The following is a 15975-nucleotide window of genomic DNA, read 5'->3' as shown; positions in this document are numbered from 1 at the left end:
ACGGCAATCGCGCCAGGAGCAGTTGCCCCGCCCCCCGGCCATGGGGCAGGCCGAACAGCGCTCGCGGGGTTAGGTGGAGCCTAGCTGCTTTCGGCGACTCTCAACCCCGTTCTTGCCCCTCTAGCCCACTCAAAAAAAACCCCGCCAAACAGGGCGGGGTTGAGGTACGAGCGTGGCGTGCTCGAAAGTTGTTGCCAGTTGCCGCTAAGTCTTACAGCAGCATGGTGCGGATATCTGCCAGCACATCCCCGAGGCGCTTGGTAAAGCGCGCGGCTGCAGCACCGTTGATCACCCGGTGGTCGTAGGACAGCGACAGCGGCAGCATCAGCTTGGGCTGGAAGGCCTTGCCGTCCCAGACCGGCTGGATGGTGGCCTTGCTCACGCCGAGAATCGCCACTTCTGGCGCGTTGACGATCGGCGTGAAGCCGGTGCCGCCAATATGGCCGAGGCTGGAGATGGTGAAGCAGGCGCCCTGCATGTCATCGGCGGCAAGCTTCTTGGTGCGGGCTTTTTCCGCCAGTGCGGCCGCTTCAGCCGCAAGCTGCAGCAGGCTCTTCTGGTCGACGTTCTTGATTACCGGGACCAGCAGACCATCCGGGGTGTCGACGGCGAAGCCGATGTTCACGTACTTCTTGCGGATGATCGCCTTGCCGCTCGGCGCCAGCGAGCTGTTGAAGTCCGGCAGTTCCTTGAGCAGGAAGGCGCAGGCCTTGAGCAACAGTGGCAGCACGGTGAGCTTGACCCCAGCTTTCTCGGCCACGCCTTTCTGCGCGACGCGGAAGGCTTCCAACTCGGTGATGTCGGCCGAGTCGAACTGAGTCACATGCGGCACATTGAGCCAGCTGCGATGCAGGTTGGCGGCGCCGACCTGCATCAGGCGGGTCATGGCCACTTCTTCGATTTCACCGAAGCGGCTGAAATCCACCACCGGGATCGGCGGGATGCCTGCACCACTGGTGGCACCTGCGGTGGCGCCAGCGGGCGCCTCCTTGGCTTTCTGCAGCATCGCCTTGACGTAGGCCTGCACGTCTTCCTTGATCACCCGGCCTTTCGGGCCACTGCCGGTGATGGCGGTGAGCTCGGCACCCATTTCACGGGCCAACTGGCGCACGGCCGGACCGGCATGCACCTTGGCACCGTCGGACCGTGGCGCGGCCGTCACGCTGGCAGCGGCGGCCGCCAGCTTGGCGATGGCGTTGACTTCGGCGGCTATCGCCGGGTCGGCCCCGGCGGGGGTTTTATGCACCTCCGCCGTTTGCGCTGCCGTTGGCGCTGGCGCAGCAGGAGCGGCGGCTCCTGCCACTTTCAGCTTGAGGATCAGGTCGCCGGTGCCGACGTCGGCGTCCAGCTTGACCTCGACACTTTCCACCACGCCGGCAACCGGCGAGGGGATTTCCATGCTGGCCTTGTCCGATTCCAGGGTGATCAGCGACTGGTCGGCTTCGACCGTGTCGCCGGCCTTGACCAGGATTTCGATGACCTTGGCCTTGCCGGCCGAGCCGATGTCCGGGACATGGATGTCCTGCACGGACGACTCTGCCGCCGCTGCTGGTGCCTCCGCTGCTGGTGCTGCCGCAGCAGGCGCCGGAGCGGCTGCCTTGGCGGCTTCGGCAGGTGCGGGCGCTGCCGCGTCGCTGGCGCCTTCGACTTCCAGCTCGAGCAACTCGTCGCCTTCTTTCAGGCGGTCGCCCAGTTTGACTTTCAGGCTCTTGATCACCCCGGCTTTCGGTGCCGGGATTTCCATGCTGGCCTTGTCCGACTCGAGGGTCAGCAGGCTCTGCTCGGCTTCGATGCGATCGCCGACCTTGACGAACAGCTCGATGACTTCGCCTTCACCACTGCCGATGTCGGGTACGCGGATTAGTTCGCTCACAGTGCGTCTCCTTAGAGAACCTATTCAATAACTACTGCGCTTGCTCATGCTGCGTTGAAAGCAGGCTCGAACGGCTCATTTACAGTTCGTAAACTCCGCGTTCTCGCCTGTTTTCGCCTTGCCTGAGCTACGCTCGCGACGTTCTTGAACAGATTCTTAACAGTCCAGTGGGTTGAGTTTTTCCGGGTTGATGCCGAACTTGGCGATGGCCTCGGCCACCACTTTAGGTTCGATATCACCACGGTCGGCGAGGGCTTCGAGAGCGGCCAGGACCACCCAGTTGCGATCCACTTCGAAGAAGTGGCGCAGTTTCTTGCGGCTGTCGCTGCGCCCGAAACCGTCGGTGCCCAGGACCTTGTATTCCTTGCTGGGAACCCACTGGCGAATCTGGTCGGCGAACAGCTTCATATAGTCGGTGCTGGCGATGACCGGGCCTTGGCGGCCGGTCAGGCACTGCTCGACATACGACAACTTGGGCTTCTGCTCGGGATGCAGGCGGTTGTTGCGTTCCACGGCCAGGCCGTCGCGCCGTAGTTCGTTGAAGCTGGTGACGCTCCACACATCGGCGCCGACCTTGAACTGCTCGCGGAGGATCTTCGCCGCCTCGCGCACTTCGCGCAGGATGGTGCCGGAGCCGAGCAGCTGCACGTGATGGGCGGCTTCCTTCTTGTCCTCTTCGAGCAGGTACATGCCCTTGACGATGCCGGCCTCGACACCTTTAGGCATGGCCGGCTGCTGATACGCCTCGTTCATCACGGTGATGTAGTAGAAGACGTTCTGCTGCTCTTCGATCATCTGCCGCGTGCCTTCGCGGATGATTACCGCCAGCTCGTAGCCGTAGGTCGGGTCGAACGTGCGGCAGTTGGGGATGGTCGAAGCCATGATGTGGCTGTGACCGTCTTCGTGCTGCAGGCCTTCGCCGTTGAGCGTGGTGCGCCCGGCGGTGCCGCCGATCAGGAAGCCACGGGTGCGGCTGTCGCCGGCAGCCCAGGCCAGGTCGCCAATGCGCTGGAAACCGAACATCGAATAGAAGATATAGAACGGCAGCATCGGCTGGTTGTGGCAGCTGTAGCTGGTGCCCGCGGCGATGAAGGAACTCATGGCGCCGGCTTCGTTGATGCCTTCCTCGAGGATCTGACCTTTCTTGTCCTCGCGGTAGAACATCACCTGATCCTTGTCCACCGGCTCATACAGCTGGCCGACCGAGGAGTAGATGCCGAGCTGGCGGAACATGCCTTCCATGCCGAAGGTACGCGCCTCGTCCGGAATGATCGGCACGATGCGCTGGCCGAGTTCCTTGTCCTTGAGCAGCTGGGCGAGTACCCGCACAAAGGCCATGGTGGTGGAGATTTCACGGTCGCCGGAGCCGTCGAGGATGGCCTTGAGGGTATCCAGTGGCGGGGTCGGGATGCTGAAGCTGTTGGTGCGGCGCTGCGGTACGAAACCACCGAGGGCGGCGCGCCGCTCGTGCAGGTACTTGTATTCGGCGCTGCCGGGTTTCGGCTTGAAGAACGGCAGGTTCTCCAGCTGGTCGTCCTGGACCGGGATGTCGAAGCGGTCGCGGAACTGCTTGAGGCTGGCGACGTCGACTTTCTTGGTGTTGTGCGCGGTGTTCTTCGCTTCGCCCGCGCCGGTGCCATAACCCTTGATGGTCTTGGCCAGGATCACGGTCGGCTGTGCTTTGTGGTGGACCGCGTCATGGTAGGCCGCATAGACCTTGTACGGGTCGTGGCCGCCACGATTGAGCTTCCAGATCTCGTCGTCGGAGAGGTCTTTGACCATCTCTTTCAGCTCGGGGCTGTTGAAGAAGTGCTCACGGACGAAGGCGCCGTCTTTGGCCTTGTAGTTCTGGTACTCGCCGTCGATCACTTCGTCCATCCGGCGTTGCAGGATGCCGTCGGTGTCCTTGGCCAGCAGTGGATCCCAGAAGCGACCCCAGACCACCTTGTTGACGTTCCACTGGGCGCCACGGAACACGCCTTCGAGTTCCTGAATGATCTTGCCGTTGCCGCGCACCGGGCCGTCGAGACGCTGCAGGTTGCAGTTGATGACGAAGATCAGGTTGTCGAGTTTCTCGCGGCCGGCCAGGGAGATGGCGCCGAGGGATTCCGGCTCGTCGCACTCGCCGTCGCCGAGGAAGCACCAGACTTTCTGCTTGCCGGCCGGGATATAGCCACGGTCTTCCAGGTATTTCATGAAGCGTGCCTGGTAGATCGCCTGGATCGGCCCCAGGCCCATGGACACGGTGGGGAACTGCCAGAAGTCCGGCATCAGCCAGGGGTGTGGGTAGGACGACAGGCCCTTGCCATCGACTTCCTGGCGGAAATTGTCGAGCTGCTCTTCGCTGATTCGGCCTTCCATGAAGGCGCGAGCGTAGACGCCTGGCGAGGCATGGCCCTGGAAGAAGATCAGGTCGCCGCCGTGCTCGTCGGTCGGGGCCTGGAAGAAGTAGTTGAAACCGATGTCATACAGGGTCGCCGAGGAGGCGAAACTGGAGATGTGGCCGCCCAGATCCGGATCTTTCAGGTTGGTGCGCATCACCATGGCCAGGGCGTTCCAGCGTACCAGCGAGCGAATGCGGCGTTCCATGAACAGGTCGCCAGGCATGCGTGCTTCGTGGGTTACCGGGATGGTGTTGCGGTATGGCGTAGTGATCGCATAGGGCAACTGGGAGCCACTGCGGGTGGCCAGTTCGCCCAAGCGGGTCATCAGGTAATGCGCGCGGTCTTCGCCTTCCTTGTCAAGAACAGACTCAAGGGCGTCCAGCCATTCCTGGGTTTCGACGGGATCGAGGTCTTGCATGGGTTGCTCCAGGGCGGAAAGGCTTCCAGAATCGGAGGCCAGGATTCGTGACCGGCTTTGTGGGCGGGCACGTGAATTCTTGGATGCACCGGGGATAGGACCGGCTCTGTGTAGTTTTACTACATTTCGACGCCGATTTCAGCCCTTTGGATACAATCTTTCGTAGCAAAACTACAATTTATTTGTCTGTTTGTTGCGCGCGCCGCGTCAAGCGAGAGGGTTTCCGGCTTTACGCGTGTCACTTGCAGTCCGCCAAAAAGGATAGACCATGAGCCTGCCCGCGTTGGCTTCTTTACCTGCCACTCTTGCTCCCCTTGCCCTGCGTGCCGAACAGTCCTTGCAGACGGCCTTCGCCGAGTGCTGCGCTGCTGCCGTGGCCGATTTTGCCGCCTGGCCGAGTGCGCGTCGCGAGGTGCTCCGGCGCGTGGCGGCGGCCAGCGATTTCGTCGTCGAGCAAGCCCAGCGCGACCCGCAGATGCTCCTGGGGTTGGCCGCCTCCGGCGAGTTGGAACGCTCGCTGCAGGCCGGTGAATTGCGTGGGCAACTGGCGGCCGCGTTGCTCGATTGCGCCGATGAAGACGAGCTGGGCCGGTGCCTGCGGCGTTTTCGCAATCGCCAGCAGGTGCGTATCATCTGGCGCGACATCAGTCGCCAGGCCGACCTGATCGAAACCTGTCGCGACCTTTCGGAACTGGCCGACGCCTGCATCGATCTGGCCTATCACTGGCTCTATCCTCGGCATTGCACGCAGTTCGGCACGCCCATCGGTCGACGTAGCGGTCAGGCGCAGCACATGGTGGTGCTCGGCATGGGCAAGCTGGGCGCCTTTGAACTGAACCTGTCGTCGGACATCGACCTGATTTTTGGCTACCCGGAGGGCGGCGAAACCGAAGGGGTCAAGCGCCCGCTGGACAACCAGGAGTTCTTCATCCGCCTCGGCCAGCGCCTGATCAAGGCGTTGGACGTGATCACCGTCGACGGCTTCGTCTTCCGCACCGACATGCGCCTGCGCCCCTATGGCTCCTCGGGTTCGCTGGTGCTCAGCTTCAACGCGCTGGAACAGTACTACCAGGATCAGGGCCGCGACTGGGAGCGCTACGCCATGATCAAGGCGCGGGTGGTCGGCGGCGATCAGGTCGCCGGAGCGCAGTTGCTGGAGATGTTGCGGCCATTCGTCTATCGGCGGTACCTGGATTTTTCCGCGATCGAAGCGCTGCGCACCATGAAGCAGCTGATCCAGCAGGAAGTGCGGCGCAAGGGCGTGGCCGAGAACATCAAGCTCGGCGCCGGCGGCATCCGCGAGGTGGAGTTTATCGCCCAGGCCTTTCAGCTGATTCACGGCGGCCGCGACCTGAGCCTGCAGCTGCGGCCGCTGCTGCAGGTGCTCGGCACGCTTGAAGGGCAGGGGTATCTGCCGGCCGCGGCAGTCGACGAATTACGTCAGGGCTACGAGTTCCTGCGTTACACCGAACATGCCTTGCAGGCGATCGGCGATCGGCAGACGCAGATGCTTCCCGATAACGACCAGGATCGCGCGCGCGTGGCCTTTATGCTTGGCTTCGATGACTGGCAGGCGTTTCACCAGCAACTGATGCACTGGCGTGGTCGGGTCGACTGGCATTTCCGCCAGGTGATCGCCGACCCGGATGAAGATGCCGAAACCGCCGATGATGAGGTGGTCGGTGGGGAGTGGCTGCCGCTGTGGAACGATGTTCAGGACGAGGCGGCGGCCTGCCGGCAACTGGCCGAAGCGGGGTTCGCCGAGGCGCAGTCGGCATGGCGGCGCCTTGCTGACTTGCGCAGCGGTAATCAGGTGCGGGCCATGCAGCGTCTCGGTCGTGAGCGTCTGGATGCCTTCATGCCGCGGCTGCTGGCGCAGGCGGTGGAGCACGACAGCCCCGATCTGGTTCTGGAGCGGGTGCTGCCGCTGATCGAGGCGGTGGCGCGGCGCTCGGCCTATCTGGTGCTGCTGACGGAAAATCCCGGCGCCTTGCAGCGCCTGCTGACCCTGTGCGCCGCCAGCCCCTGGATCGCCGAACAGATAACCCGCTTTCCTTTATTGCTCGACGAGTTGCTCAACGAGGGGCGCTTGTTCAAGCCGCCGCTGGCGCCGGAGCTGGCCGCCGAGTTGCGTGAGCGGCTGATGCGCATCCCCGAGGATGACCTCGAGCAGCAGATGGAGGCGCTGCGCCACTTCAAGCTGGCGCACCGCTTGCGCGTGGCCGCGTCGGAGATCTCCGGCAGCCTGCCGTTGATGAAGGTCAGCGATTACCTGACCTGGCTGGCCGAGGCGATCCTCGAACAGGTGCTGGCCCTGGCCTGGCGGCAGACCACCAGTAAATATGGGGTGCCGCCGCGTGCCGATGGCCGCCCGTGCGACCCGGACTTCATCATTGTCGGTTACGGCAAGGTCGGCGGGATCGAGCTGGGCCATGGCTCGGACCTGGATCTGGTGTTTATCCACGATGGCGATTCCCAGGGCGAGACCAATGGCGTCAAACCGATCGACGGCGCGCAGTTTTTCAATCGCCTGGGGCAGCGCATCATCCACCTGCTGACCACCCAGACCAACTCCGGCCAGCTCTATGAAGTCGACATGCGCCTGCGGCCCTCGGGGGCAGCGGGCCTGTTGGTCAGCTCGCTGGGCGCCTTCCAGCGCTATCAGGAAAACGAAGCCTGGACCTGGGAGCACCAGGCCCTGGTGCGCGCCCGCGTGCTGGTCGGTTGCCCGCGGGTCGGCAAGGCATTCGCGGCGGTGCGCGCGGCGGTGCTCGGTCGTGAGCGTGATCTCGACCTGTTGCGCGCCGAGGTCAGCGAGATGCGCGCGAAGATGCGCGACAACCTCGGTACCCGGGCTACGGCTGCCGGGACCGCGGCGAATGCCTTCGAGGCCTCGATCTGGTTCGACCTCAAGCAGGATGCCGGTGGTATCGTCGATATTGAATTTATGGTGCAATACGCGGCCTTGGCTTGGTCGCGACAATATCCCGAGCTGTTGGCGTTCACCGATAACATCCGCATTCTGGAAGGTCTGGAGCGCATTGGCTTACTGACCGCTGAAAATGCCCGTCTGCTGCAAGAGGCCTACAAGGTCTACCGCGCGGCGGCCCATCGCCAGGCATTGCAAAAACAGCCTGGGGTGGTGCGTGGCGACCAGTTCCAGGAGCAAAGACGCAGCGTGCTGCGCATCTGGCGGGGGCTGGGGTTGAACTGAATTTTTCCGAGGCTGGGCGCGTGTGGCGCCCAGATCCGTGTGTGGCAAACGAATTTTAGGAGCAGGCTACTATGTCGATGGCCGATCGTGATGGCGTGATTTGGTATGACGGCAAACTGGTGCCGTGGCGTGACGCGACTACTCATGTGCTGACCCACACCCTGCATTACGGCATGGGCGTATTCGAGGGCGTGCGCGCCTACGACACCCCGGACGGCGCGGCAATCTTCCGCCTGCAGGCGCACACCGATCGCCTGTTCGATTCGGCGCACATCATGAATATGCAGATCCCGTTCAGCAAAGACGAGATCAACGAGGCGACCCGCGCCGCCGTGCGCGAGAATAACCTGGATAGCGCCTATATCCGCCCGATGGTGTTCTACGGATCGGAAGGCATGGGCCTGCGTGCCAGCGGCCTGAAGGTGCATGTGATAGTCGCCGCCTGGAGCTGGGGCGCCTACATGGGCGACGAAGCCCTGCAGGTCGGGATCAAGGTGCGCACCAGCTCCTTCACCCGCCACCACGTCAATATCTCGATGACTCGGGCCAAGGCCAACGGCAACTACATCAACTCGATGCTGGCCCTGCAGGAAGCCATCTCCGGCGGCGCCGACGAGGCCATGCTGCTGGATACCGAAGGCTATGTGGCCGAAGGCTCGGGCGAGAACATCTTCCTGGTCAGGAATGGCGTGGTCTACACCCCGGAAGTGACTTCCTGCCTCAACGGCATCACCCGCAACACCATCCTGGCCCTGGCCGACGAGCTGGGCATCCAGGTGATCGAGAAGCGCATCACCCGCGACGAGGTGTACATCGCCGACGAGGCCTTCTTCACCGGCACCGCCGCCGAAGTCACGCCGATCCGTGAAGTCGATGACCGGCAGATCGGCGCCGGCCGCCGTGGCCCGGTGACCGAGAAACTGCAAAAAGCCTATTTCGACCTGGTGGCCGGCAAGACCAGCAACCATGCCGAATGGCGCACGCTGGTTAAATAAGCAGCAAGCCGCAAGTAGCAAGCTGCAAGCGCTCCGGCTGCTTTAGCTTGCGTCTTGTAGCTTGCGGCTCGAGGCTGCCCCTATGAATATTCTGATTGTCGGCCCCAGCTGGGTCGGTGACATGGTGATGGCGCAGACGCTGTTTCAGTGCCTGCAACAGCGTCATCCTGGTTGCGCGATCGACGTGCTGGCGCCCGAGTGGAGCCGGCCGATTCTCGAGCGCATGCCCGAAGTGCGCCAGGCCCTGAGCTTTCCGCTCGGCCATGGCGTGTTGCAATTGGCGACCCGGCGCAAGATCGGCAAATCCCTGGCGGGTCAGTACGATCAGGCGATTCTGCTGCCTAATTCGCTGAAGTCGGCGCTGGTGCCGTTCTTTGCCGGTATCGGCAAGCGCACCGGCTGGAAGGGCGAGATGCGCTATGGCCTGCTCAACGATGTGCGCGTCCTGGATAAACAACGCTACCCGCTGATGATCGAACGCTTTATGGCGCTCGCCTTTGAACCGGGCGTCGAGCTGCCCACGCCCTATCCGCGGCCGTCCCTGCACATCGACGAAGACAGTCGTGCGGCGGCGCTGGCCAAGTTCGGCCTGAGCCTGGACCGGCCGGTGCTGGCGCTCTGCCCCGGGGCCGAGTTCGGTGAAGCCAAGCGCTGGCCGAGCGAGCATTACGCCCAGGTCGCCGAGGCGAAGATCCGTACCGGCTGGCAGGTCTGGCTGTTCGGCTCGAAGAACGATCACCCGGTGGGTGAAGAAATCCGCCTGCGGCTGATTCCCGGGCTGCGCGAAGAAGCGGTGAATCTGGCCGGCGAGACCAGCCTGGCCGAAGCCATCGACCTGCTGTCCTGTGCTGGCGCCGTGGTCTCCAACGACTCGGGCTTGATGCATGTGGCCGCCGCGCTCAATCGTCCACTGGTGGCGGTCTACGGCTCCACTTCGCCGCAGTTCACCCCGCCGCTGGCCGAGCAGGTGGAGATCGTCCGGTTGGGCATCGAATGCAGTCCCTGCTTCGACCGCACCTGCCGCTTCGGTCACTACAACTGCCTGCGCGAGTTGCCAGCGCGGCCGGTGCTGCAGGCGCTGGATCGCCTGGTGGCCGATCCGATCGAGCCGGTTGAGGTCGAATAGTGCGGGTTCTGTTGATCAAGACGTCCTCGCTCGGCGATGTCATCCATACCTTGCCGGCGCTCACCGACGCGGCGCGGGCGATACCCGGTATCCAGTTCGACTGGGTGGTGGAAGAGGGCTTCGCCGAGATTCCCGTTTGGCACCCCGCGGTGGCCCAGGTGATCCCCGTGGCGATCCGCCGTTGGCGCAAGCACCTCTGGCAGACCCTGAAAAACGGCGAGTGGCGGCGCTTCAAAGAGCGTCTTGGCGAAACCCGTTACGACTTGGTGATCGATGCTCAGGGCTTGCTGAAAAGTGCCTGGCTGAGCCGTTACGTCAAGGCGCCGGTGGCTGGCCTGGCGCCGGACTCCGCACGCGAGCCGCTGGCCAGCCGCTTCTATGACCGCCGTTACAGCGTGCCGCGCGAGCAGCACGCGCTGGAGCGGGTGCGTCAGTTGTTCGCCCAGGCGCTGGGCTATCCGCTGCCAGCGGGTATTGGCGACTATGGGCTGAATCGCGCGCGCCTGGCCGGTGTGGTGGAGCAGCCGTATCTGTTGTTCCTGCACGGCACCACCTGGCCGAGCAAGCATTGGCCAGAGGCCTGCTGGCGCGAACTGGCCGAACGCATGAGCGCGCTCGGCTGGGTGGTGCGTCTGCCGTGGGGCAACGAGGTCGAGAAGGCGCGCGCCGAGCGCATCGTCGCCGGCCTGGACAATGCCGCGTTGCTGCCAAAATTGAATCTGGCCGGCGTGGCCAAGGTCATCGCCGGTGCCAGCGCTTGCGTGGCGGTCGACACCGGGCTCGGTCATCTGGCCGCGGCCCTGGATGTGCCGACCCTCTCGCTCTACGGGCCGACTTTGCCGGGGCGGGTGGGTGCCTATGGCCGTTCCCAGGTTCATCTGTGCGCCACGGGCCCAGGGGCCGGTTCGGGCGACCGCAACACGCCCTGTTTCGAGACGCTGTTGCCGGAGCGGGTGGTCAGCGAGTTGCAGGCGTTGCTGCTGTCCGAGGAAGCCGTCTGATGCAGGTGCCAAGCATTTTTCCCGGGTTGCATCCGGGCTACGCGATTGAAGGGCACGCCTGATGCAATTGGCTTTTATCCTCTACAAATATTTTCCCTTTGGTGGCTTGCAGCGCGATTTCCTGCGCATCGCCCTGGAGTGTCAGCAGCGCGGCCATGCGATTCGCGTGTATACGCCGATCTGGGAAGGCGAAGTGCCTGATGGTTTCGAGGTGGTGGTGGTGCCGGTCAAGGCGCTGTTCAACCATAAGCGCAACGAGAAGCTCACGGCCTGGGTCGAGGCTGACCTGGCCAGGCGCCCGGTAGACCGGGTGATCGGTTTCAACAAGATGCCGGGGTTGGATGTGTATTACGCCGCCGACGGTTGTTTCGAGGACAAGGCGCAAACCCTGCGCAATCCGATTTACCGCATGTGGGGCCGTTACAAGCATTTCGCCGACTACGAGCGGGCGGTGTTCGCGCCGGAATCTGCGACCTCGATTCTGATGATCTCCGAGGTGCAGCAGCCATTGTTCATCAAGCATTACCACACCCCGCTGCAGCGCTTTCACCTGCTGCCGCCGGGCATCGCCCAAGACCGCCGCGCGCCGGCCAATGCCGCCGAGATTCGCGCCGAGTTCCGCCGCGAATTCGGCCTGGCGGATGACCAGCTGTTGCTGGTGCAGATCGGTTCCGGGTTCAAGACCAAGGGGCTGGACCGTAGCCTGAAAGCCGTCGCCGCCCTGCCGCGCGAGCTGCGCAAGCGCACCCGGCTGATCGTCATCGGCCAGGACGACCCCACGGCGTTCCTCCTGCAGATCAAGACCCTGGGGATTTCCGAGCAGGTGCAGATCCTCAAGGGCCGCAGCGATATCCCGCGTTTCCTGCTCGGCGCCGACCTGCTGATCCACCCGGCCTACAACGAAAACACCGGCACCGTGTTGCTCGAAGCGCTGGTCGCAGGCCTGCCGGTACTGGTCACCGATGTCTGCGGTTACGCCCATTACATTTGCGACGCGGATGCCGGGCGGGTGCTGCCGAGCCCCTTCGCGCAGGAACGGCTCAATCACACCCTGGCCGACATGCTGGCCGACGATCAGCGCCGTGCATTCTGGGGGCGTAACGGCCTGGCCTATGCCGACTGCGCTGACCTCTATTCCATGCCGCAGAAGGCCGCCGATGTGATCCTGGCGGGGCGCCCATGAAACTGCTGCTCAGCGAGCCGTTCAAAACCCTGTGGGCCGGCAAGGATGTCTTTACCGCGGTGGAGGCCTTGCAAGGCCAGGTCTATCGCGAGCTGGAGGGCCGCCGCACCTTGCGCACCGAAGTGGCCGGGCGTGGTTACTTCGTCAAGATCCATCGCGGCATCGGTTGGCGCGAGATCGTCAAGAACCTGCTCACCGCCAAGCTGCCGGTACTCGGCGCGGGGCAGGAGTGGCGGGCGATCCAGCGCTTGCATGAAGCCGGCGTGGCGACCATGACCGCGGTGGCCTATGGCGAGCGCGGCAGCAACCCAGCACGGCAGCATTCCTTTATCGTCACCGAGGAGCTGGCGCCGACCGTCAGCCTGGAAGACTTCAGCCTCGACTGGCCGCAGAACCCGCCCGCGCCTGCGCTCAAGCGCGCACTGATCGCCACAGTGGCGCAGATGACCGGCAGCATGCACCGCGCCGGAGTCAATCATCGCGACTGCTATATCTGCCACTTCCTGCTGCACACCGATAAGCCGGTTAGCGCAACCGATTTCCGCCTGTCACTGATCGATCTGCACCGTGCGCAGATCCACGCCAGGTTGCCGTTACGCTGGCGTAACAAAGACCTGGCCGGACTGTACTTCTCGGCCCTGAATATCGGCCTGACCCGGCGCGACAAGCTGCGCTTTCTCAAGGGCTATTTTGCTGCCGTGCAGGGCCAGCAACCCCAGAATCCGCTGCCGCTGCGGCAGATTCTGCGCGATGAGGCGCGGCTGTTGGCCTGGCTGCAGCGCAAAGCGGACCAGTTACTGGCCCGCTATGCGCGCAAATACGCACCAGGTGCCGGTCATGAGTAAGTGGCGGCTGAGCGAAGAGGCGTCGCCGCGAGTGGCGGCTGCCTTTGCCGATCTGGAGACGGTATTCGCCCTGCAAGGCGAGCGCATCACGCGCGACCCGCTGTCCGAGGTGCTTCGCGTCGAGTGCGAGGGCGTGCGCTACTACGTCAAACGCTATCACGGCGCCGGCAAGGGTTTGCGCCGCTTTATCGGGCGGCCGCGGGTCAAGGCCGAATGGCAGAATCTCAAGTATTTTGCCAAGTGGGGCATCGCCACGGCGCCCATCGTCGCCTACGGGCTGGAGCGCAAGGCGGGCGCTTTCGTGCGTGGCGCGCTGATTACCCGCGAGCTGGTCGACACCGAGGACATGGCGCAGTTGGCGCAACGCGATGCGGCCTGCCTGCGCGACCGTACCTGGGTGGCGCGCGTCAGCCAGCAACTGGCCGCCGCGACCCGTGCCCTGCATGACCATCACTTCACCCATAACGACCTGAAGTGGCGCAACGTGCTGGTCAACAATCAGTCCGAGCTGTTTCTCATCGATTGCCCGACGGGTGCCTTCTGGTGGGGGCCGTTGTTGCGTTATCGCATCGTCAAGGACCTGGCCTGCCTGGACAAGGTGGCCAAATACACGTTATCGCGCACCCAGCGCCTGCGTTTTTATCTGCAATACCGCGGTCGACAGCGCCTGAATGCGGCAGACAAGCGCCGTGTGCGGCAGATCGTGGGCTATTTCGAGGGCCGCGAATGAAGGATTTTATCGCTGAGCAGGATCGTGAACTGCTCGAGCGCCACGGCCTGGCCAATTATGACGCGCTCTGGGCGCTCAAGCTGGAGGCGGTGGACGAACCGAATACCGAGCGCGGCGGCTGGAGCAGTGTCTATCGCCTGGACCTGGGCGAGGCTGCGTTCTATCTCAAGCGCCAGAGCAATCACCTGACCCGCCGACTGACCTGTCCGCAGGGGGAGCCGACTTTTACCCGTGAGTTTCGCAATATCCAGCGCTACCAGCAGCTGGGTATTCCGGCATTGCAGGCGGCGTTTTTCGCCGAGCGCCGGGTCGCGGGTGAGCGCCGGGCGATTCTGCTGACCCGCGCCCTGGATGGCTGGCAGGATCTGGAGGCGCTGCTGGGCAGTTGGCAGGAGCGCGCCGAGGGCGAGCGCACGAGCATTCTGCGCAGTTGCGGCGTACTGGCGCGGCGTCTGCATGACGCCGGGCAGATGCATGGCTGCTTCTACCCCAAGCATATTTTCCTCAAGCAAAACGCCGACGCATTCAGTGCGCAATTGATCGACCTGGAAAAGACCCGACCGCTGCTGTTCGGCGAGCGAGATCGGATCAAGGACCTGGAGCCGCTGCTGCGCCGCGCCAGCCTCTGGAGCGAGAGCGAGGCGCGCCAGTTGCTGGCCGCCTACCTGGGGGCGGACGCTGATGTCGAACACTGGTGGCAACGCCTCGGTAGCCGCCGGCGTAACAAGGAGGCACGCCCTTGACCCTTGCTGAGTTGAGTCGGAGCGGACGCAGCCCGCCGTTGCCGCTGCATATCGAGCTGGCGGATGCTGCCGGCCCAGCCACCCTGGGGCTGCAACAACTGCTACGCGTGCTGCCTGGGCAGCGCTATGTCGGCGTGGCCGAATGGCGTGGGCGCAAGGTACTGGCCAAGCTGTTGGTGGGCGACAAGGCGGCGCGCGCCTTCCGCCGTGAGCTCGATGGCGCCCGCCTGTTCGCCGGGCAGGGCTTGCCGACGCCGCTGCTGTTGGCCGATGGTCTACGTGAAGGCGAGGGCGGCTGGCTGTTGTTCGAGTACCTCGATAATGCGCAAAGCCTGGGGAAGCCTGGCGCGCGGTCGAAGGGCAGCCACTGCTGTCCGCTGGCCAGCAAACCGTACTTGGCGAGGCCCTGGAACTGATTGCCCGGTTGCACGGCCAGGGGCTCTGGCAGGCTGACCTGCACCTGGACAACCTGCTGCGTCATGACGGCCAACTGCAGGTGATCGATGGCGGCGGCGTGCGTGGCGAAACGCCCGGCCAGCCACTGTCGCGCAACAAGGTGCTGGAAAATCTCGGGGTATTCTTCGGTCAATTGCCGGCCAGCCTGGATGCCTATATCGAAGAGCTGCTGGTGCATTACCTGCTGGTCAATGGCGAACATGCCCTGCCGGTGGAGGCATTGCTCAAGGAGGTTGGCAAGGTTCGCCGCTGGCGCCTGCGCGACTACCTGCGCAAGATCGGCCGCGACTGCACTCTGTTCAGCGCGCGCCGCGGTGCATCGGTCCTGCGGGTGGTGCGGCGTCAGGATGAAAGCGGATTGGCGGCATTGCTGGCCGATCCAGATGCGGCCATCGCTGCTGGTCAGACGCTCAAGCTGGGTGGCACGTCGACGGTGGCGCTGGTCGAGCAGGCTGGCCGCCAACTGGTGGTCAAGCGCTACAACATCAAGGGCTTCGCCCATTGGCTCAAGCGTTTCTGGCGGCCCAGCCGCGCCTGGCACAGTTGGCGCGCAGGCAATCGCCTGGATTTTCTCGGCATCGCCACGCCAAAACCGCTGGCTCTGCTGGAGCTGCGCACCCTGTGGCTGCGGCGGCGAGCCTATCTGATTACCGAATACGCGGCCGGTGAGGATATAATCGCGCGCTTTAAACCCTGCCTGGACGCGTCGGGCGCGGCCACTTCGCCGCCCGAGGCCGAACTCCAGGCACTGGATCTGCTGTTCGCGGCCCTGCTGCGCGAGCGCATCAGTCATGGCGATTTCAAGGGCAGCAATCTGCTCTGGCAGAACGGTCGCTGGACCCTGATCGATCTGGATGCCATGCAGCAACACCAGAGCACGCAGCGTTTCGCCCGGGCCTATGCTCGTGACCGCGCCCGCTTTCTGCGCAACTGGCCGGCCGACTCAAGGCTGTTCCAGCTGCTTGACGAACGTTTACCGCAGGTGCCCGGCACCTGCCCTGAATAGA

General features: G+C 63.9%; 10 protein-coding genes and 1 pseudogene. 9 read left to right on the top strand and 2 right to left on the bottom strand.

Translation table 11 applies throughout. From position 1 onward, the window contains the following. Positions 1-211: 211 nt before the first annotated feature. Positions 212-1873 (bottom strand): dihydrolipoyllysine-residue acetyltransferase, encoded by a 1662-nt coding sequence (aceF, locus tag B2D37_RS14665; RefSeq protein WP_079203378.1) that lies wholly within the window; start codon positions 1871-1873, stop codon positions 212-214. A 156-nt stretch (positions 1874-2029) separates the two neighbouring features. Then, positions 2030-4675, bottom strand: a complete 2646-nt coding sequence (aceE, locus tag B2D37_RS14660) for a pyruvate dehydrogenase (acetyl-transferring), homodimeric type (RefSeq protein ID WP_079203377.1) — start codon at positions 4673-4675, stop codon at positions 2030-2032. A gap of 268 nt (positions 4676-4943) precedes the next feature. On the opposite strand from aceE, the gene glnE reads away from it, so the two are divergent. The 9 genes and pseudogenes from glnE (at position 4944) to B2D37_RS14615 (ending at position 15974) form a co-directional block, all read left to right on the top strand. Further along, positions 4944-7889, top strand: coding sequence for a bifunctional [glutamate--ammonia ligase]-adenylyl-L-tyrosine phosphorylase/[glutamate--ammonia-ligase] adenylyltransferase (gene glnE, locus B2D37_RS14655; protein WP_079203376.1), 2946 nt, complete (start codon positions 4944-4946; stop codon positions 7887-7889). 71 nt (positions 7890-7960) lie between these two features. Continuing rightward, the gene (locus tag B2D37_RS14650; protein ID WP_079203375.1) at positions 7961-8884 is read left to right on the top strand and encodes a branched-chain amino acid transaminase; all 924 of its coding nucleotides are present in this window, start codon (positions 7961-7963) and stop codon (positions 8882-8884) included. An 82-nt stretch (positions 8885-8966) separates the two neighbouring features. Then, positions 8967-10010, top strand: coding sequence for a lipopolysaccharide heptosyltransferase II (waaF, locus tag B2D37_RS14645; RefSeq protein WP_079203374.1), 1044 nt, complete (start codon positions 8967-8969; stop codon positions 10008-10010). After that, the gene (waaC, locus tag B2D37_RS14640; protein WP_079203373.1) at positions 10010-11011 is read left to right on the top strand and encodes a lipopolysaccharide heptosyltransferase I; all 1002 of its coding nucleotides are present in this window, start codon (positions 10010-10012) and stop codon (positions 11009-11011) included. Before waaF ends, waaC begins: the two co-directional genes overlap by 1 nt. Positions 11012-11072: 61 nt before the next feature. After that, positions 11073-12194 carry a glycosyltransferase family 4 protein gene (locus tag B2D37_RS14635; protein ID WP_079203372.1) on the top strand — a complete coding sequence of 374 codons (1122 nt, stop codon included), beginning with the start codon at positions 11073-11075 and terminating at the stop codon, positions 12192-12194. Further along, complete coding sequence (gene rfaP / locus B2D37_RS14630; RefSeq protein ID WP_079203371.1) at positions 12191-13039, top strand: lipopolysaccharide core heptose(I) kinase RfaP; 849 nt, start codon at positions 12191-12193, stop codon at positions 13037-13039. The genes B2D37_RS14635 and rfaP overlap by 4 nt, the downstream gene beginning before the upstream one ends. Further along, a complete protein-coding gene (locus B2D37_RS14625) occupies positions 13032-13769 on the top strand; it encodes a lipopolysaccharide kinase InaA family protein (RefSeq protein WP_079203370.1) in 738 nt (245 codons plus the stop codon). Before rfaP ends, B2D37_RS14625 begins: the two co-directional genes overlap by 8 nt. Further along, positions 13766-14512: a lipopolysaccharide kinase InaA family protein gene (locus tag B2D37_RS14620; protein ID WP_079203369.1), complete on the top strand. Its 747-nt coding sequence runs from the start codon at positions 13766-13768 to the stop codon at positions 14510-14512. Before B2D37_RS14625 ends, B2D37_RS14620 begins: the two co-directional genes overlap by 4 nt. Continuing rightward, a pseudogene (locus tag B2D37_RS14615) lies at positions 14509-15974 on the top strand (lipopolysaccharide kinase InaA family protein). The gene B2D37_RS14620 and the pseudogene B2D37_RS14615 overlap by 4 nt, the downstream one beginning before the upstream one ends. Position 15975: the final 1 nt, after the last annotated feature.

It is taken from the genome of Pseudomonas sp. CC6-YY-74 (assembly GCF_002025205.1).
In the GTDB taxonomy this organism is placed as follows: Bacteria; Pseudomonadota; Gammaproteobacteria; order Pseudomonadales; family Pseudomonadaceae; genus Aquipseudomonas; species Aquipseudomonas paeninsulae.
Note: the sequence above shows the minus strand (reverse complement) of the source record. Positions and strands in the feature narration are given on the sequence as shown.